Annotated in this window: 21 protein-coding genes and 1 pseudogene; 16 read left to right on the top strand and 6 right to left on the bottom strand. The window is 70.6% G+C overall.

Features of this window, described 5'->3' with window-relative positions; all coding sequences use genetic code 11:
- Positions 1-30 precede the first annotated feature (30 nt).
- On the top strand, positions 31-297 hold the full coding sequence (locus ACLV7J_RS07485) for a TM2 domain-containing protein (RefSeq protein WP_411868472.1): 267 nt from the start codon (positions 31-33) through the stop codon (positions 295-297).
- A complete protein-coding gene (locus ACLV7J_RS07480) occupies positions 297-494 on the top strand; it encodes a hypothetical protein (protein WP_411868471.1) in 198 nt (65 codons plus the stop codon). The genes ACLV7J_RS07485 and ACLV7J_RS07480 overlap by 1 nt, the downstream gene beginning before the upstream one ends.
- 65 nt (positions 495-559) lie before the next feature.
- Here the strand turns inward: ACLV7J_RS07480 and ACLV7J_RS07475 are convergent, their stop codons facing one another.
- The gene (locus ACLV7J_RS07475; protein ID WP_411868470.1) at positions 560-1,078 is read right to left on the bottom strand and encodes an acyl-CoA thioesterase; all 519 of its coding nucleotides are present in this window, start codon (positions 1,076-1,078) and stop codon (positions 560-562) included.
- A 183-nt stretch (positions 1,079-1,261) separates the two neighbouring features.
- Here ACLV7J_RS07475 and ACLV7J_RS07470 point away from each other — a divergent pair, with 183 nt between their 5' ends.
- On the top strand, positions 1,262-1,948 hold the full coding sequence (locus tag ACLV7J_RS07470) for a hypothetical protein (protein WP_411868469.1): 687 nt from the start codon (positions 1,262-1,264) through the stop codon (positions 1,946-1,948).
- A 54-nt stretch (positions 1,949-2,002) separates the two neighbouring features.
- On the opposite strand, the gene ACLV7J_RS07465 is transcribed toward ACLV7J_RS07470, so the two are convergent.
- Both ACLV7J_RS07465 and ACLV7J_RS07460 read right to left on the bottom strand, forming a co-directional pair.
- On the bottom strand, positions 2,003-2,431 hold the full coding sequence (locus tag ACLV7J_RS07465) for a DUF2752 domain-containing protein (protein ID WP_411868468.1): 429 nt from the start codon (positions 2,429-2,431) through the stop codon (positions 2,003-2,005).
- Between the two features lie 42 nt (positions 2,432-2,473).
- Positions 2,474-3,658: an NAD(P)H-quinone oxidoreductase subunit H gene (locus ACLV7J_RS07460; RefSeq protein ID WP_411868467.1), complete on the bottom strand. Its 1,185-nt coding sequence runs from the start codon at positions 3,656-3,658 to the stop codon at positions 2,474-2,476.
- A 46-nt stretch (positions 3,659-3,704) separates the two neighbouring features.
- On the opposite strand from ACLV7J_RS07460, the gene rsmH reads away from it, so the two are divergent.
- Positions 3,705-4,625: a 16S rRNA (cytosine(1402)-N(4))-methyltransferase RsmH gene (gene rsmH, locus ACLV7J_RS07455; protein ID WP_411868466.1), complete on the top strand. Its 921-nt coding sequence runs from the start codon at positions 3,705-3,707 to the stop codon at positions 4,623-4,625.
- Between the two features lie 10 nt (positions 4,626-4,635).
- On the top strand, positions 4,636-5,223 hold the full coding sequence (locus tag ACLV7J_RS07450; RefSeq protein ID WP_411868465.1) for a DUF456 family protein: 588 nt from the start codon (positions 4,636-4,638) through the stop codon (positions 5,221-5,223).
- Positions 5,224-5,241: 18 nt separating this feature from the next.
- Here the strand turns inward: ACLV7J_RS07450 and ACLV7J_RS07445 are convergent, their stop codons facing one another.
- On the bottom strand, positions 5,242-6,432 hold the full coding sequence (locus ACLV7J_RS07445; protein ID WP_411868594.1) for a cysteine desulfurase family protein: 1,191 nt from the start codon (positions 6,430-6,432) through the stop codon (positions 5,242-5,244).
- Between the two features lie 75 nt (positions 6,433-6,507).
- On the opposite strand from ACLV7J_RS07445, the gene ACLV7J_RS07440 reads away from it, so the two are divergent.
- The 9 genes and pseudogenes from ACLV7J_RS07440 (at position 6,508) to ACLV7J_RS07400 (ending at position 13,451) form a co-directional block, all read left to right on the top strand.
- A complete protein-coding gene (locus tag ACLV7J_RS07440) occupies positions 6,508-7,023 on the top strand; it encodes a hypothetical protein (RefSeq protein ID WP_411868464.1) in 516 nt (171 codons plus the stop codon).
- A gap of 33 nt (positions 7,024-7,056) precedes the next feature.
- Positions 7,057-7,803, top strand: coding sequence for a response regulator (locus tag ACLV7J_RS07435; protein ID WP_411868463.1), 747 nt, complete (start codon positions 7,057-7,059; stop codon positions 7,801-7,803).
- A gap of 6 nt (positions 7,804-7,809) precedes the next feature.
- Complete coding sequence (locus ACLV7J_RS07430; RefSeq protein WP_411868462.1) at positions 7,810-8,826, top strand: RluA family pseudouridine synthase; 1,017 nt, start codon at positions 7,810-7,812, stop codon at positions 8,824-8,826.
- 47 nt (positions 8,827-8,873) lie between these two features.
- Entirely contained in the window at positions 8,874-9,257 is a 384-nt protein-coding gene (locus ACLV7J_RS07425; RefSeq protein ID WP_411868461.1) for a site-specific integrase, read from the top strand.
- Between the two features lie 274 nt (positions 9,258-9,531).
- Positions 9,532-10,209: a hypothetical protein gene (locus tag ACLV7J_RS07420; RefSeq protein WP_411868460.1), complete on the top strand. Its 678-nt coding sequence runs from the start codon at positions 9,532-9,534 to the stop codon at positions 10,207-10,209.
- Between the two features lie 396 nt (positions 10,210-10,605).
- A complete protein-coding gene (locus tag ACLV7J_RS07415; RefSeq protein WP_411868459.1) occupies positions 10,606-11,247 on the top strand; it encodes a trimeric intracellular cation channel family protein in 642 nt (213 codons plus the stop codon).
- Between the two features lie 48 nt (positions 11,248-11,295).
- Positions 11,296-11,841: pseudogene (locus ACLV7J_RS07410) on the top strand (linear amide C-N hydrolase); the annotation flags it as partial.
- Between the two features lie 4 nt (positions 11,842-11,845).
- The gene (locus ACLV7J_RS07405; protein ID WP_411868593.1) at positions 11,846-12,385 is read left to right on the top strand and encodes a linear amide C-N hydrolase; all 540 of its coding nucleotides are present in this window, start codon (positions 11,846-11,848) and stop codon (positions 12,383-12,385) included.
- Positions 12,386-12,632: 247 nt separating this feature from the next.
- The gene (locus ACLV7J_RS07400) at positions 12,633-13,451 is read left to right on the top strand and encodes an alpha/beta fold hydrolase (RefSeq protein ID WP_411868458.1); all 819 of its coding nucleotides are present in this window, start codon (positions 12,633-12,635) and stop codon (positions 13,449-13,451) included.
- Positions 13,452-13,482: 31 nt separating this feature from the next.
- Here ACLV7J_RS07400 and bchM read toward each other — a convergent pair whose 3' ends face one another.
- The gene (bchM, locus tag ACLV7J_RS07395; protein WP_411868457.1) at positions 13,483-14,217 is read right to left on the bottom strand and encodes a magnesium protoporphyrin IX methyltransferase; all 735 of its coding nucleotides are present in this window, start codon (positions 14,215-14,217) and stop codon (positions 13,483-13,485) included.
- Between the two features lie 73 nt (positions 14,218-14,290).
- On the bottom strand, positions 14,291-15,436 hold the full coding sequence (locus tag ACLV7J_RS07390; RefSeq protein WP_411868456.1) for an N-acetylglucosamine-6-phosphate deacetylase: 1,146 nt from the start codon (positions 15,434-15,436) through the stop codon (positions 14,291-14,293).
- 150 nt (positions 15,437-15,586) lie between these two features.
- On the opposite strand from ACLV7J_RS07390, the gene purE reads away from it, so the two are divergent.
- A complete protein-coding gene (purE, locus tag ACLV7J_RS07385) occupies positions 15,587-16,105 on the top strand; it encodes a 5-(carboxyamino)imidazole ribonucleotide mutase (protein WP_411868592.1) in 519 nt (172 codons plus the stop codon).
- Positions 16,106-16,201: 96 nt separating this feature from the next.
- Positions 16,202-16,834: an oxidoreductase gene (locus ACLV7J_RS07380; protein WP_411868455.1), complete on the top strand. Its 633-nt coding sequence runs from the start codon at positions 16,202-16,204 to the stop codon at positions 16,832-16,834.
- The last annotated feature ends 21 nt before the right edge of the window (positions 16,835-16,855 follow it).

Below are 16,855 nucleotides of genomic sequence, written 5' to 3'. Positions count from 1 at the left end.
GGCTACAAGCGGGAGACCGCGTTTCTGGCCATGACCGACAGCAACCTGACCGAAATCAGCAACAAGAAGCTGGCCGCTGGTCTGCTGGGGATTTTTCTGGGATACTTCGGGGCTCACAAATTCTTGCTGGGTTACACCAAAGCTGGTGTGATCATGCTTGTGGTTACCCTCGTCACCTGTGGCTTTGGTGGCTTCGTGATGGGCGTGATCGGCCTGGTCGAGGGGATCATCTACCTCACCAAGACCCCCGAGGAGTTCCAGGCCACCTACGTGGACGGCAAGAAGGAGTGGTTCTGATGCAGGGTCCCCTGCAGCGGCGCAGCGGCAGCCAGCGGCCGGGATTGCTGGCGATCCTGGTGCTGGGGGCGCTGGTGAGTGCCAGTTGCTTTGCGGCCATCCCCGCGGGGGAGCTGCATCCGCTGGCGCTGCTGGCCAGCCTGCTGCCGCTGCAGCTGGCGGCCCTGCTCTGGGGTCTGATCCACCGCCGCGACTGACGACCTGGGGAGAGCCGGGCGCCACGGCGGCTTCCGGCTCCAGCGAGCGCTGCGGCCCCGCACCCTCAGAGGGGCCGGGGACCCTGGCCCAGGCTGGAGGCCTCCAGCCAGCGCTCGATCGGCTCCGGCAGGTCGCAGCGGCGGCGGGTTTCGGTCTCGATGGCGAGGTGGCTGGTGAGGCCCTCGGCCACCAGGCGTTCGCCCGCGGCTGGGCCATCAACGGTCTGGCGGGGATCCGCTGAACCTGCGGGCCCGGGGTTGGCGCAGCGGAAGCGGTAGCGGATCTCGAAGCGGCCGCGCTCGAGCCGCTGCGGCTCCAGGGCGATGGCCAGGGCGTCGCCGCAGATCAGCGGGCGCCGGAACTCGGCGCTGCAGTGCACGATCGGCAGCGCCACCGCCAGGTGGCCCCCAGGTGTGGGGAACACGGCCGCCGCGGCGATGCCGAAGCGCTCGAGGCTCTCCTCGTAGGCCTCGTGACACCAGCGCAGCAGCTGGTGGAAGTGCATCACGCCGGCGGCGTCCGTGTCGCCGAAGCGCACGCGGCGCTGCAGCGCCAGCCAGGTGCTGGGGTCGAGGACGGCCATCGGGGCTCAGGACGATCGCTGGGCGAACTCTGGCGCGGACCGCGAGTGTCGCGCCAGCCCGGATGGGCCGAGCGCAGCCGTGGGCGTCACAGGTTGGTCGCTGGCGTGGCTGTCCTCTGTAGCTGGTTGTCTTGCTGGCCTCGTTTGGTGCCCCTACATTCCGCCGAGTGCGCCCGATCCGCCTTGGCCTCCCCTGCCGCCACCGAGCAGCCCAGCCTGGAGAGGGCCTGGCAGGCCTTCCTGGCCCATCTGCCCACGATCCTGCTCACCTGGGTGGCCACCGCCGTGATCAGTGGGGCCGGCCTGGTGGTGTATCTGGCGATCACCTTCGCGGGCATCGCCATCAGCGGCGGTGACAGCAGCAATGAAACCGCCGCCACCATCGCCGGCCTGGTGGGGCAACTGGGCCAGCTGCCCTTCACGCTGCTCTCGAGCCTGGTGGGGGTGCTGTTCGTGGCGGTGCCGGCCCTCCACTACGCCACGGGCGAGACGATCGGCGTGGAACAGGCCTTCCGCATCCTGTTCCGGCGTCCCTGGCGCTATCTGCTGGCGGGTCTGCTGTTTTCCCTGGTGGCCACGCTGGGGTTCGTGCTCTGCATCCTGCCCGGCATCGCCGTGGCGCTGGTGGGGCCCGTGTACGTGAACAGGATCTTCAACGGCGATGGGCCGGTGGTGCAGACCTTCGTGGACTCCTTCCAGGCCGTGTACCGCTCCCCGAAGGGCTGGGAGTTCGTGGGCATCCAGGTGCTGGCCTTCCTGGTGGTGATCGTGGTGGCGGTCTGCACCTGCGGGCTGGGGGCCCTGGTGGCCGTGCCCGTCTCGACGTTCTATATCCAGAACGCCGCCTACTACAAGGGTGTGCTCACCTGAGGGGGGCTGCGGTGCCGGGCTTGGCCCTGGCGCCCTGCCATTCCGCTGCCCTGGTCAACCGCTGGGGAAGGCGGGCCGCCCCAGCCCGTAGGTCAGCCCCATCCGCAGGCCCCAGTAGGCCAGCAGGCCCAGGCTGAGGGCCACCACGTGCCAGGCCTGCAGTCCCTGCGGATAGAGCCGCCGCCGCCGGATCGCCTGCACCGACCACACCAGCAGCGCCGCCGCCGCCAGCGGGCCGAAGGCATGCAGGGTTAGAGCCTCGCCGAAGTCGCCCCGCAGGCTGGCGGCCGTGGCGCGGGTGAGAAAGCAGGTGGGGCAGGGAAGGCCGGTGAGGGCCCGCAGCGGACAGGCGAAGCCCGGCAGCCCGGGATGGCCGCCCTTCAGCCAGAGGTAGCCCGTGAGGCTGGCCGGCAGCAGAAAGCCTGCCTGCTGGAGACGGGTGAGGAGGCGCTTCGCGGCCGATGCTCCACGCGCTTGCCCCACTGCAGGCTTCAGGGATCCAGCCACTTCATCGGGCCCGGCCGTTCATCGGTCCACCGAGCCCATGATCACGTCGATCGAGCCGAGGATCGCCATGATGTCGGCCACCTTGGCCCCCTTGAGGATGTGGGGCAGGATCTGCAGGTTGTTGGAATCGGCGGCGCGGATCTTGAAGCGCCAGGGGGTCACGTCGTCGTTGCCCTGGATGAACACGCCGATCTCGCCCTTGCCCGATTCCAGGCGCGTGTAGAGCTCGCCGGAGGGAATCTTGAAGGTGGGTGCCACCTTCTTAGCCACGTACTGGTAGTCGAAGCCATACCAGTCGCTCTTCTTGCCCTCGGCCAGGCGGCGGGCCTCCAGGTTCTCGGTGGGGCCGCCGGGGATCATCTGGCAGGCCTGGCGCACGATCTTCAGCGACTGGCGCATCTCCTCGATCCGCACCCGGTAGCGGGCGTAGCAGTCGCCCTCCTTCTGCCAGGCCACCTCCCACTCGAAGTCGTCGTAGCACTCGTAGTGGTCCACCTTGCGCAGATCCCAGGGCACGCCGGAGGCCCGCAGCATCGGGCCCGAGAGGCTCCAGTTGATCGCCTGCTCCCGCGTGACCACGCCCAGGCCCTCGATGCGGCGGCGGAAGATCGGGTTGTTGGTGATCAGCTTCTCGTATTCATCGATCTTGGGGCCGAACCAGTCGCAGAAGTCGAGGCACTTCTCCAGCCAGCCGTAGGGCAGGTCGGCCGCCACCCCGCCGATGCGGAAGTAGTTGTTGTTGATCAGGCGCTGACCGGTGGCCGCTTCCCACAGGTCGTAGATCATCTCCCGCTCGCGGAAGATGTAGAAGAAGGGAGTCTGGGCACCCACATCCGCCAGGAAGGGGCCAAGCCAGAGCAGGTGGTTGGCGATGCGGTTGAGCTCCAGCATCAGCACGCGGATGTAGCTGGCGCGTTTCGGCACCGGCACATCGGCCAGGCGTTCCGGCGCGTTCACCACGATCGCCTCGTAGAACATGCCGGCCGCATAGTCCATGCGGCTCACGTAGGGCACGAACATCACATTCGTGCGGTTCTCGGCGATCTTCTCCATGCCGCGGTGGAGGTAGCCGATCACCGGCTCGCAGTCCACCACGTCCTCGCCGTCAAGGGTCACCACCAGCCGCAGCACCCCGTGCATCGACGGGTGATGGGGGCCGAAGTTGACCACCATCGGCTCCGTGCGCGTCTCCAGCTGCGTCATGGGGCCGTGGGCTGCGAATCGTTGGCGGGATCTTAGGAAGGACGCCATGCCCGATTCGGCGACCATCCCGTTTGAGCACCAACCGGTGCTGGCCGATCCGCTGCTGGAGGCCTTCGCCGCCCTGCCGGAGGCGGCCGGCCCCAGCCCCCTGCTGATCGACTGCACCCTCGGCGGCGGCGGCCACAGCGCCCTGCTGCTGGAGCTCCATCCGGGCCTGCGCCTGATCGGCCTCGACCAGGACCCCACGGCCCGGGCCGCCGCCGCCGCCCGGCTGGAGCCCTTCGGCGCGCGGGTGTCGATCGTGGCCACGAACTTCGCCGCCTTCACGCCGCCGGAGCCCGCCGCCCTGGTGCTGGCGGATCTGGGGGTGAGCAGCCCCCAGCTGGACGTGGCGGCCCGCGGCTTCAGCTTCCGCGCCGACGGCCCGCTGGACATGCGGATGAACCCCGAGGCCGGCGAGACCGCCGCGGAGCTGATCGCCCGGCTGGAGGAGGCCGAGCTGGCGGATCTGATCTATGCCTACGGCGAGGAGCGCCTGTCGCGGCGGATCGCCCGCAAGATCAAGGCCCACCTGGCCGAGCAGGGCCCCTTCGCCGGCACCGCCGCCCTGGCCTACCTGGTGGCCGGCTGCTACCCGCCGGCGGCCCGCCGCGGCCGCATCCACCCCGCCACCCGCACCTTCCAGGCCCTGCGCATTGCCGTGAACGACGAGCTGGGGGTGCTCGACCGCCTGCTGGCCGTCGCCCCCGACTGGCTGTTGCCGGGCGGCCTGGTGGGCGTGATCAGCTTCCATTCGCTGGAAGACAGGCGCGTCAAGACGGCCTTCGCCAGCGATGAGCGCCTGCAGCGGGTGACCCGCAAGCCCCTGGTGGCGGACGAGGCCGAGCAGGCCGCCAACCCCCGCAGCCGTTCGGCCAAGCTGCGGGTGGCCCGCCGCCGCCCGGCCGAGTCCGGCGCCTCCGCCTGATGACCGCCTGATGGACGCCCTCCTCGATCCCCTGCGCCAGGCCCTGGCCGGCATCAGCCGCACCGACCTGATCTGGTGGCTGGCGCTGGCGATCCAGCTGGTGGCGATCCCCGGCACCCTGTTTCCGGTGCTGCCCGGCCTGGCGCTGCTGCCGGTCGGTGCCGGCCTGTGGTGCTGGGCGGTGGGCTGGAGCGCCGGCTGGCCGGCCCTGGCCCTAGCGGTGCTGATCCTGCTGCTGGGCTGGGGCGCCGACGCCCTCGGCCTGGTGCTGGGGGCGGCCCGGTTCAAGGCCAGCCGCTGGGCCTACATCGGCGCCGGCCTCGGCCTCGTGGTGGGGCTGCTGGGGCTGCTGCCGGCCCTGCCGGTGGGCGGCCCGCTGCTGGGGGCCCTGGTGGGGCCCCTGGCGGGCGCGGCTCTCGGCGAGCTGGTGGCGGAGCTCGGCGCCGGCCGTACGCGCGGCTTCGAGACACTGCGCCGCTCCCTGGTGGTGGGCCTGGCGGTGGTGAGCGGCATGCTCGTGAGCCGGCTGGCCCAGGTGCTGCTGGCCGTGATCGGGGTGGTGGGCTTCGTGGTGCTGAGCGTGTGGGCGCCGGGCTGAGGGGCCTGCCCCGGCCCTTCAGCCCCGCAGCTCCCCGACCGTGGCGCTGAGCACCGCCAGGGCCGTGTCGATGTCGGCGGGGCTGGTGCCGCGCCCCAGCCCGAAGCGGATCGAGGCCGCCGCCTCGGCGCGGCTGCGGCCCAGGGCCGCCAGCACGTGGGAGGGGCTGCCGGCGCTGCAGGCCGAGCCGCTGCTCACCGCCAGCCGGCGGCGCAGGGCGCGGTGCAGGGCCGTGCCGTCCACGCCGGCCACGGTGACGTTGAGGTTGTGGGCCAGCCGCGGCGCCAGGGCGCCGTTGAGCTGGATGTCCCCCAGCGCCTCCAGCCCGGCCCAGAGCCGATCCCGCAGCGCACCAAGCCTGGCGGCCCGGGGCTGCTGATCCGCCTGGGCCAGGGCCAGGGCCTCCGCCAGCCCCACGATCAGCGGCACCGGCAGGGTGCCGGCCCGCAGGCCCCCCTCCTGGCCGCCGCCGTGCTGCTGGGGCGCCAGCCGCACCCCCGGGGCGACCAGCAGGGCGCCGATGCCCTTGGGGCCGTAGAGCTTGTGGCCGCTGAGGCTGAGCAGGTCGATGCCGAGGGCGGCGGGCTGCAGGGGGATCTGGCCCACGGCCTGGGCGGCGTCGCAGTGGAAGTAGATGCCGCGGGCCCGGCAGAGGGCGCCGATGGCGGCCAGGGGCTGGAGCACGCCGATCTCGTTGTTGGCGGCCATCACGCTCACCAGCAGCGTGTCGGGCTCGAGGGCCGCCTCCAGGGCCGCCGGATCCACCAGGCCGTCGCCGCCCACGGCCAGTTCCGTGAGCCGGAAGCCGTGGCCGGCGAGGTAGCGCAGGGGATCGAGCACGGCCCGGTGCTCGCTGGCCAGGGTGAGCAGGTGGCGGCGCCGCCCACCGGCGTTCAGCTCGGCTTCGGCCAGGCCCTTGAGGGCCAGGTTGTTGGCCTCGGTGGCGCCGCTGGTGAACACCACGGCCCAGCCGTCGCTGCCTGCGGCGGGCGTGCCCTCCCCCAGGGTCAGCCTCAGCTCTGTCGCGAGGCGGCCGCGGGCCTGTTCCACCGCCGCGGCCGCCAGCAGGCCGGGCCGGTGCAGCCGGCTGGCGGGGTTGGCGAACTGGTCGCTCCACCAGGGCGCCATCGCCGCCAGCACCGCCGGGTCGCAGGGGGTGGTGGCCTGGTGGTCGAGGTAGATGGGTGCGGTGGGGTCGGGCGGGGTCAGCGGTCTTGGCGGCGGCGGCCTGGGGACCCATGCTGGCAAGCACGCCCGCTCTGGCGCTTCCCCCTCCGCCTCGCCATGGCCCGCCCGCTCCCCCTCGCCCTCGCCATAGCCCTGGCGGCTGCCCTGCCCCTGGCCGGCCGGCCGGCCCACGCCGCCGAGGGCGAGATGGTGGCGCCCGCCACGGCCCGCCCGACGGGGCTTGTGGTGCTCGAGGAGCGCCCCACCATGGCGGGCCCGGAGGTCATCGGGGTGTTTTCGGTGAGCCGCGACCCGTCGGACCCGGCGGTGCGCCAGATCAAGGTGTGGCTGGAGAAGCCCAACGACCTGCGGGTGCGCACCGAGACCCTGCGCTGCAGCCCGGCGGCGCCGATGCGGATCACCAGCAACGGCCGCCAGTTCATCCTGCGGGAGCTCAATCCCGGCGGCATCATCACCCCCGCCAACCGGCTCGACCACCAGATCTGGTGGGCCGCCTGCTTCCCGGAGCACGCCGGCAAGGACCCCGCCGGCCTGGCGGCCGTGGCCCGTCAGCTGGGCTTTTCGGGCCAGCGCCAGGAGCGGCAGGAGGTGCTGCCCGGAAACGCTCGATAGATTGCGGGCATCGCCCCTGCCGCCTGCGGGCCCATGAGCCTCGACCCCGATCTCCAGCCCGCCGCCGAGGCCCCGGAGGCGCCGCCGCCGGCCCCGCCGCGGCTGCTGCTGGTGGACGACGAGCCCGGCCTGCGCACCGCCGTGCAGACCTACCTGGAGGACGAGGGCTTCGATGTGACCACGGCCGTGGACGGCGAGGACGGCTGGACCAAGGCCCAGGAGCTGCTGCCCGATGTGGTGCTCAGCGACGTGATGATGCCCCGCCTGGATGGCTATGGGCTGCTCAAGCGCCTGCGGGCCGACGAGCGGCTGGGGGGCACGCCGGTGATCTTCCTCACCGCCAAGGGCATGACGGCCGATCGGATCGAGGGCTTCCACGCCGGCGTGGACGACTACATCCCCAAGCCCTTCGATCCGGATGAGCTGGTGGCGCGGGTGCGCAACGTGGTGCGCCGCCAGGAGCGGCTGCTGGCCGAGGCCGCCCGCTACGCCGATGCCGACATCGGCCAGATGGCCAAGCAGATCACCGAGATCCGCTCGCTGCTCCAGGGCGGCGGCACCAAGAAGGCCGCCGGCCCCGTGCGGCACGACTTCACCCCCCGCGAGGCCTCGGTGCTGCAGCTGGTGGCCGAGGGAATGATGAACAAGGAGATCGCCCGGCGGCTGGAAACGTCGATCCGCAACGTGGAGAAGTACGTGAGCCGGCTGTTCACCAAGACCGGCACCGCCAGTCGCACCGAACTGGTGCGCTACGCCCTCGAACACGGCCTGGTGGAGTGAGCCTGATTGGCTGAGCCTGGGCCGCCGCCGCTCTGGCTGCCGGCGGCGTTCAACAGCGGCTGGACCTACCGCGACCGGGTGCGCACGGCTGATCTGGAGGCCACTGCTGGTGATAGCCCGCTCTGGGTGAGCGCGTTCTACGCCGCGCGCTACCGCCATTCAGGCCAGGGGGTGTGGCGCGAACGGCTGGCCGCCGGCGAGATCCGTCGGAACGGCCAGCAGCTCCGGGCCGATGGGGCCCTCGCCGCCGGAGATGGGCTGGCCTGGCATCGGCCCCCCTGGCAGGAGGCCGCCGTACCGGGAGCCTGGTCCGTCGTGTTCGACGACGGCGACCTGCACGTGCTCGACAAGCCGAGCGGCCTGCCGGTGCTGCCCGCCGGTGGCTGGCTGGAGCACACGCTGCTGCGGCTGCTGGAGCGACGCCACGGCGACGATGCCGCTGGCATCCCCAGGCCCGTGCATCGGCTGGGCCGCTTCACCAGCGGGCTGCTGGTGTGCGCCCGCCGTCCGGCGACGCGGGCCTGGCTGAGCGCCCGGCTGCGGGAGAGCACGGCGGCGCACCCCGAAGGGGCCGGCCCGGCCGCGGCGCAGGGCTGCCGCAAGCTCTACCGCGCCCTGGTGGTGCCTGGGGTGCTGCCCCTGGCGCCGGGCGCGTCGCTGCCGATTGCGGTGCCGATCGGCCGCCGCCCCCATCCGCAGCTCGGAGAGCTGTGGTGCGCCGCCGATGGCTCCGAGAGCGGCGATCGGGCGGCCCACAGCACCCTCACCCTGCTGGAGCGGGGCGCGCGGGCGGATCTGGTGCAGGTGGCCATCGCCAGCGGGCGGCCGCACCAGATCCGCATCCACTGCGCGGCGATCGGGGCTCCGCTGCTGGGGGATCCGCTCTATGGGCCCGGGGGCCTGGCGCGGGCCGAGGCCCTGCCGGGTGACGGGGGCTACCGGCTGCAGGCCTGGCGCCTTGAGCTGGAGCATCCCGACGGTGGCCGGCTGGAGCTGGAGGTGCCGGAGGCGCTGGGGCTCTGAGGGCTTGAGCAGGGAACCCTGGAGGGGGTGAATGGCGAGCGTCATCCGTGCCCAGCGATCTAAGGCCTCCCGGCTTGATTCAGCGCTACCGGGAGGAGCTGCAGGTGCGGCACGACGCCCGCCGCACGGTGAAGACCGACGAACAGTGGCTCAGGCGGTTCCTGCGCTTTCAGGCACGGCGCCATCCCAGGGAGATGGGCCGCGCTGAGGTGAACGCCTTCCTCAGCCATCTGGCGGTGGACCTGAAGGTGAGTGTGACGTGGACCCTGGACCGGTTTCCAGGGTCCACGTCACAGAGCAGGGCGTGGATTTCAAGAGTCTCCCTGGCCTCAGGATACGGCGGATGGTTCCAACGATCGCTTGTTTGCGCAACAGATGAATGCCCGCCGATGGTCTTGATCGTCGGGCGATCAGATCTCGGTGGCCCTTAAAGCCCATCTAAATATTCAGGGGATGACTCTTCACCAGAGAGTACTCGTGAACATCGCCTTGATTCCTGTGCCCAGATCCACTCATGTAAGGCTTGCTTGGCGCGATCAGGCGCATCCAGGTCTACAGGCTGCCTACCTCAATAGGTGGTCGCAAGTGTGCCGAAAAGACAGCAAGGTAGGGTTTTCAGGGCTCGCTGCCAGGGATCCGATGCGTGCTCCACTTGCTTTCGTTGCCGCTGGCCTGCTGGTCATCAGCCCCCCGGCTGGGGTTGGCGTGGCCCAGACCGCGATCGAGAGCCAACGGGTCACGTTTCGAGCCGGCGCCGATTCCACCCTGCTTCAAGGCCAGCTCAAGGGCGACCAGACCATCGACTACAGCCTGCGGGCCGGCGCCGGTCAGACCCTGACGGTGGAGCTCAAGGGCTCCAACCCGCAGAACTATGTCAACGTGATGGCGGCCGAGACCGACACCGCCCTGTTCATCGGCAGCAGCTCCGGCAACCGCTTCCGTGGCCTCCTGCCGAGCGATGGCGACGTCAGGGTGAGGGTGTACCTGATGCGTCCTGCGGCGCGCCGCAATGAAACCAGCCGCTACAGCCTTCGCATCGGCATCAGCGGCGCTCCCCTTGCCCCTGTGCCGTCGTCCCGCGATGCCGTGATCCCCGGCACTCCGTATCACGCCTCGGCGGAGGTGTCCTGTGGGTCCGGGGGCAGCGGTCAGGCCGCCAGGTGTCAGGCCTTCGTGATCCGCAGGGCCAACAACAGCGGCACGGTGGTGGTCACGAACCCGGCGGGTCAGAAGCGTCAGTTCCTGTTCGTGAAGGGCCAGGCGGTGGCTTCGGATCAACCCGAGACGCTGTCGGTGCAGCGGCGAGGCGATGTTTCGGTGCTCTCTCTGGGGGAGAACTCGGAGCGCTATGAGATTGTCGATGCCCTGGTGGTGGGGGGCTGAGCCCGCGGCCTGATTCGATGCATGCCGCGATGCATCGTGCGGGTGCTTGATGGCCCCACGGTTGTGGTCAGCCTGCGGCACGATCGTTGGTGGTCGGCTCTATGAAGCGCCATCTGACCTCTGGCTTGGGCATGGCCACGATGCAAGACGACCACCTGGAGAGGTGCGTGGGCCGTTTCGATAGGTGTTGGTTGCCGGGTCTTTGACGTGTCCTTTCCCAACAGGACATCATGACGGCGTGGTTGCCCAACGCTTCATTCGAGAGGTCGTAGGCCTCCAGCATGCCCACTGCATCGAGAGCTGCGCCTGCGTCACGATGTCGATCCCATTGGGTCAGGCTGATCGAGAGGCCGATTGATACGGTTGGCTTAGGGACTCTCTGGATTCTGGGCGGCCATGAATGAACTGAGTCAGGCTGCCGCGATGGCCGGCACGGTGGCGTTTGCCGCCACCGCCGTCATCGCCATGGCGCCGCGGGGTATTGATCTGCTCACGGCCATGGTGATGGGCTTGCTGACGGCCATCGGTGGCGGCACGGTTCGCGATCTGATCCTGGGGCAACCTGTCTTCTGGTCGAAGGATATCTCCTACCTCTGGATCTCACTGCTGGCCAGCATCATCACCTTCTGGGGCTATCGCTTGATGTCCAGGCGGCGGGTGGTTGCCTTGCTGCTTTATCTGGATGCCGTGGGAATTGCCCTGTTCGCGATCCAGGGTGCCGCCAAGGCCTGGTCGCTGGGTTTCGGCTTGCCCTTGGCACCGATCCTCCTGGGGATCATCACCGCGATCGGTGGTGGCCTGATCCGGGACATGTTGGCTGGGCGCGACAACCTGCTGATGCGGCGGGAGCTGTATGCGATCCCGGTGAGTGCCGGATGTGTGGCCTATGGCGTGTTGATGACGGCAACACCAGGGAGTCAGAATCTGATCGCCCTGCTGTGCATGGCCTTCATCTTCCTCTTTCGCGCCGGGGCCATCCGCTGGAAGCTGGAGGTGCCCGACTGGTTCCGGCTCTCCGACAACCAGTCCCACGGTTGAAGCGGAAGCTGCCGGCCATCGCTGCAAGCCGATGCTCTGCGAGGATCGATGCCCTCCCAACGATGGATTCATCCCATGTGCACTGGAATCCGTCTGACGGCGCACAATGGCGATGTGGTCTATGCGCGGACGCTCGAATTCGACACTCCGCTGCCGTCCACGTTGGGCTATGTGCCGCGTGGCCAATGCTTCGTGGGCACGACGCCCACGGGCCAGGACGGACTGCGCTGGAACAACCGTCACGCCTATGCCGGCGCCATGGGCACCTTCCCCATGGGTGGTCAGTTGGTGGAGGGCGGTGCCGACATGCTCAATGAGCATGGGCTGGTCTGCGGATGCTTCAACCTGCCGGGCTACACGGACTTTCCACCGGTCACGGAGGAGAACCGGACCCGCGTGATCGGTTCATGGCAGGCACCTGCGTTCGTGTGCGGCATGTATGCCACAACGGCAGAAGCCCGGAGCGGCATTGAGCGTGGGGATTTCATCGTGGGCGCCGTGCCATTCCCCTTCCCTGGCAAGCCGGGCCAATTTCCGCAGCACCTGCGCATCGGCGATGCCTCAGGCGACACGATTGTTGTGGAATGGCATGCGGCCGATCAGCCTCCCACGATCTACGACGCTGAAGGTGGGGTTGTGGCCAATCCTCCCGGCCTACTCCTGTCACCAGGCCAACATCAGGAGATTTCAGCACCTCAGCCCCTACAACCCGGCCGGCCCCTTTCAGTCGGGATCTCAGGACTACAAGCAGACCATGGGGGATGGTTGTCTGGGCATGCCGGGAGGAAGCAGCTGCGCCGACCGCTTAGTGCGGGCCTACCTCTACTCCAGAGATGCGTATCCCGGCCAGGATGGCCCGGAGGCCGTGTGGATCGCCTGGCACATCATGAACTGTTTTGATCTGGCGCCCGGGATCCTGCGAAACGTCGAGGCTGATACGAATTCAGAGATCAGTGAATACACGCTCTGGAGCGCCGTGGCTGACACCAGCAATCGCGTTTACTACTTCCGCAGCTACGGAGACAACGCGATCTATACGATTGATCTGCACTCACTCGACCCCACGGGGAAACGGCGCCTGGAGAGTTCCGCGCCAGATGGAACCACGCGTCGCACCATCGCGCTCTTTGGGGATTGAGGGCCGCGGGCCGTGGCCCTTCGGCTGTCATCTCGGCCGCTCCTGTCGATCCTCCCCAGCAGAGTGCGGTGGGCGCCAGCGCCTGTGTCGGGTCAGCATCCCCGTGGTGTCGCTGTCCTTGACATCCACAGGCCAGAACGGTGGCACCACCCGCCTCAAGGCATTGTGAAGCGCCGCTTGGCATCCGCAGCGGGGCTGGTCAGCTTGGATCCAGGCGCCCTCTGGCGCCGCTGGCAGGAGAGCTCCCATGCCCGACGCGGTATCCCAGGGAACCCGGATCCACTACACCGATCACGGTCAGGGTGAGCCGGCGTTTCTCTTCCTTCCCGGTTGGTGTGGCAGCTGCGCCGTGTTCGATCAGCTTGCTGCCGCCTGTGCCCTCGGCCGGCGCACCCTGGCGCTCGACTGGCGCGGCCATGGTCAGTCCGGCCGACCGGCCGGCGACTTCGGGGTGGATGCCCTGGTGGAGGATGCTCTGGCGGTGCTGGCGGCCAGTGGGGTGACGCGCGTCGTGCCCGTGGCGCTCTCCCATGCCGGCTGGGTCGCGATCGAACTGCGACGGCGGCTCGGCGAGCGGGTGCCGCAGCTGGTGCTGCTCGACTGGATCGTCCTGGAGCCCCCGCCACCCTTCCTGGATGTGCTGCAGGCGCTCCAGGATCCAGCCCAGTGGAGCCAGGCCCGCGACCAGCTCTTTGCCCTCTGGCTGCATGGATTGGAGATTCCCGCCCTCTCCCGGTATCTCCAGGACGACATGGGCTCCTATGGCTCGGCGATGTGGGCGCGGGCTGGCCGTGAGATCAGCGCCGCCTACGCCCGGGCGGGCAGTCCATCCCAGGCCCTGGCCGAGCTGACTCCTGCCGTGCCGGTGCTGCATCTCTATGCCCAGCCGGACGATCCCGCCTACCTCAGCGCCCAGCAGGCGTTGGCGGCGGCCCATCCCTGGTTCCACGTGGTGAAGCTGGACGCGGGCAGCCACTTCCCCATGCTGGAGGTTCCGGAGGCCATGGCCGCCCAGATGGAGTCGTTTGTGGGCAAGCCCGCGGCGCCATCGCCGGCCTCCCCTTGAGGAGCCGGCCGGTGCGCTGGTTCCGGCTGGTTCAGGCCGCCTTCTCGAAGGCCAGCAGCCGCGAGAAGTAGAAGGGCGCCTGGTTGAGGCTGCGGCGCTTGAGCACGAAGCCCGCCTCGGCGGCCGCCGCCACGATCCCCGATTCCCGCAGGGTGTAGGCGCGGGTGGTCTTGCTGGGGCCGGGGAACAGCTGGCCGATGCCCTTGAGCAGCGCCAGCAGCGGCGTGTAGGGGGCAAAGCTCACGATCAGGTGCCGCTCGGCCATGGCGGCCAGGTGGCGCACCATGTCTTCCGCCGGGGCCTGGGGGTAGTGGATGAACACGTCCAGGCAGATCACCGTGTCGTAGCGGCCGCTGAGGCTCTCCAGGTCGGTGGCGGTGAAGTGCAGCTGGTCGCCGGGGATGCCGGCCTCGGTGGCACGGCGCTGGGCCTCCGTGACCATGGCCTCCGACAGGTCGGACGCCTCCACGTGGCCGGCACCCAGCTGGGCCAGGGGCAGGCTGAGGCTGCCGACCCCGCAGCCGGCGTCGCAGAAGCTCCGGTTGGGCAGGTCGCCCTGCTCCCGCAGCCAATCCAGCACGTTGTCCACCGTCTTCTGGTGGCCGATGCGGATGTTGCGCTGGACGCGGTTCACCTCCTCGCTCTCGCTGTAGATGCGGTTCCAGCGCTCGAAACCGGTGCTGTTGAAGTAGGCCTGCACCTCGGCCTTCTCTGCCGCCTTGGCGTCCAGGGCCTGGCTGGGGTCCAGCAGCTGCTCGGGGGGCATCGGGAGGGAGCCTGACGGGTGGGATGTGGCGCGGATCCTAGGCAGCGCCCCCTGCGGGCCCGACGCGTCGGCTTCAGGCGGAGCGGCGCCAGCGCAGCGCCCCGGCCGGTCCGCTCCAGCGCAGGGTTTCGGCCAAGGGCAGCCCCAGCAGCAGCTCCGGCAGGGGCCGATCGTCGCCCAGCACCCGCCGGGGGTGCAGCGTGGCGGCGGCGATCGCCCGCTCCGCCTCGCCGCTCCAGCCCGCCAGCCGGCAGGCGGCCTCCAGCAGCGGCAGGGTGACCCCCGCCAGGGTGCCGTCCTCCAGCCGGCAGCTGCCCTCAGCCACCGTCAGGGGCCGATCGTCCCAGCGGTAGGTGCCATCGGGCAGGCCATAGGGGGCCAGGGCATCGCTCACCAGCACCAGCTGCTCCGGCGCCAGGCGCTGCAGCAGCACCGCCATGGTGGGCGCCACGTGCACGCCGTCGGCGATCAGGCCCAGGGCCACGTCGCCCCGCAGCGCCGCGGCGGCCACCGGTCCGGGGGCGCGCCGGTGCATGTCGGGCATGGCGTTGAAGCTGTGGGTGAGCATCGTCACGCCGGCCTCGAAGGCCGCCGTGGCCTGGGCCTCATCGGCGGCGCTGTGGCCCAGGCTCACGAGGATCCCCAGCTCCCGCAGCGCCTCGATCACCTCCCCGGCGCCGGGCAGCTCCGGCGCCAGGGTCATCAGCTCGATCTCCGCCTCGTAGCCGCCGATCCGCTCCAGCAGCGCCTCCCGGCTCGGGGCCGCCAGGTGCTGGGCCGGGTGGGCTCCCCGCCGCGTCGGCTCCAGGAAGGGCCCCTCCAGGTGGGCCCCCAGCAGCTGGCAGCGCCCCGGCCGGTGCTCGGCGCGGGCCTGGCGCAGCACCGCCAGGGCCTGGCGCAGGGGGGCCACGCCGCAGGTCACAAGGGTGGGGCTGATCGCCTCCACCCCGTCGGCCCAGAGCCGCCCGAGCAGCTCCAGCAGCCTGGGCCGATCGGCCGGCGTCAGCTCCGGAAAGGCCAGGCCCAGGCCGCCGTTGATCTGCAGGTCCACGGCGGCGGGGCTGAGCCAGTCGCCCTGCCAGTTCTCGCCGGCGGCGGCGCTGCCCGGCGCCAGGGGCTCCACCGCGGCGATCTGGTCGGCGCCATCGAGGCCCACCCGCCAGCGGCGGGACGGGTGGTGGGTGGCGTCGGGCAGGCGGAGGTTGCTGAGCCAGCGCATGGCAGGGGGCACCGGGCGGGGGAGGAAACGGCGCCGGGGCGGGAGAATGGCATCCTCGCCGCCTCCGTGGGGATTCCGGTCATGGCCGCCAGCAAGCCTGCCCCCAGCACACCCGCCGCCAGCCGCCATCCGGCCCCAGGGGGGGCGCGGGTGGCCGTGGTCATGGGCAGCGACTCGGACCTGCCCACCCTTCAGCCCGCCGTGGAGCTGCTCCACGACTTCGGCATCGCGGTGGAGGTGCGGGTGCTCTCGGCCCACCGCACCCCCCTGGAGATGGTGGACTTTGCCCAGCAGGCCGCCGGCCGCGGCCTTCAGGTGGTGATCGCCGGCGCCGGCGGTGCCGCCCACCTGCCGGGCATGGTGGCCGCCCTCACGCCCCTGCCGGTGATCGGTGTGCCGGTGCAGAGCAAGGCCCTCTCGGGGGTGGATTCGCTGCACTCGATCGTGCAGATGCCCGCCGGCATCCCGGTGGCCACCGTGGCCATCGGCAACGGCACCAACGCCGGCCTGCTGGCGGCCCAGATCCTGGCGCTTGCCGATCCGGCCCTGGCCGAGCGGCTCGCCACCTACCGCCAGAGCCTGCACGACCAGGTGGTGGCCAAGGACGCGCGCCTCCAGGAGCTGGGCAGCAGCGTCTACCTGGAGCGCATGGCCGGAGGCTGGGGCTGAGCTCCAGGCCGCAGGACCGGCCGGCTGGGGCTCGGTAGGGTGCCGCCAGGGCGGGCCCCCGGGCCGCCACCGCAGCCGCCCCCGGCGCTCCCCTCCATGGCCGTCTCCCCCTCCCAGCCCCGCGCCGGGCTCGCACCGCTGCTGCGCCTGGCCCTGCTGCCGGCGCTGCTGGTGTATCTGGTGGCCCTGGGGCTGAGCCATGCCGCCGGCATCGACGCCGAGCTGGTGCTGCGCGACCTGGCCCAGACCTGCCAGCACCCGCTGGGGGTGGGGCTGCTCTCCAACCTGGGCTACCTGCTCTGGACGGCGGCGGCGGCGATCGCCCTCTTCGGCGCCCTCTCCGGCGTGACCGGGGCCCGGGGGCGCCACCGGCAGCTGCTGCTGCTGGGCGGCGGCTTCTCGCTGCTGCTCGCCCTCGACGACATGTTCCTGCTGCACGACCGCTACGTCGGCTCCACCTTTCTGTATGCGCTCTATGCGGTGTTCGCCGTGGCGCTGCTGCTGCGCTACCGCAGCCTCGTGCCGGCGCTGGGGGGGCTGTCCTTCCCCGTGGCGGTGGCCCTGCTGGGCGGCTCGGTGATCCTGGATGCACTCCAGGAGGCGCTGCCCTTCGGCTACAACGCCGTGCAGCTGGTGGAGGAGGGCTTCAAGTTCCTCGGCATCGCCGCCTGGCTGTTCTTCTGGTGGCAGGCCGCGGCCGGCGCCAGCAGACTGAGCGCCAACCCCTGAGTCCTTTCCCCTCGGAGCCGC

This window comes from Vulcanococcus limneticus LL, from assembly GCF_943369875.1.
Taxonomy (GTDB): Bacteria; Cyanobacteriota; Cyanobacteriia; order PCC-6307; family Cyanobiaceae; genus Vulcanococcus; species Vulcanococcus limneticus_A.
This window is presented reverse-complemented; position numbering and strand designations above follow the sequence as displayed.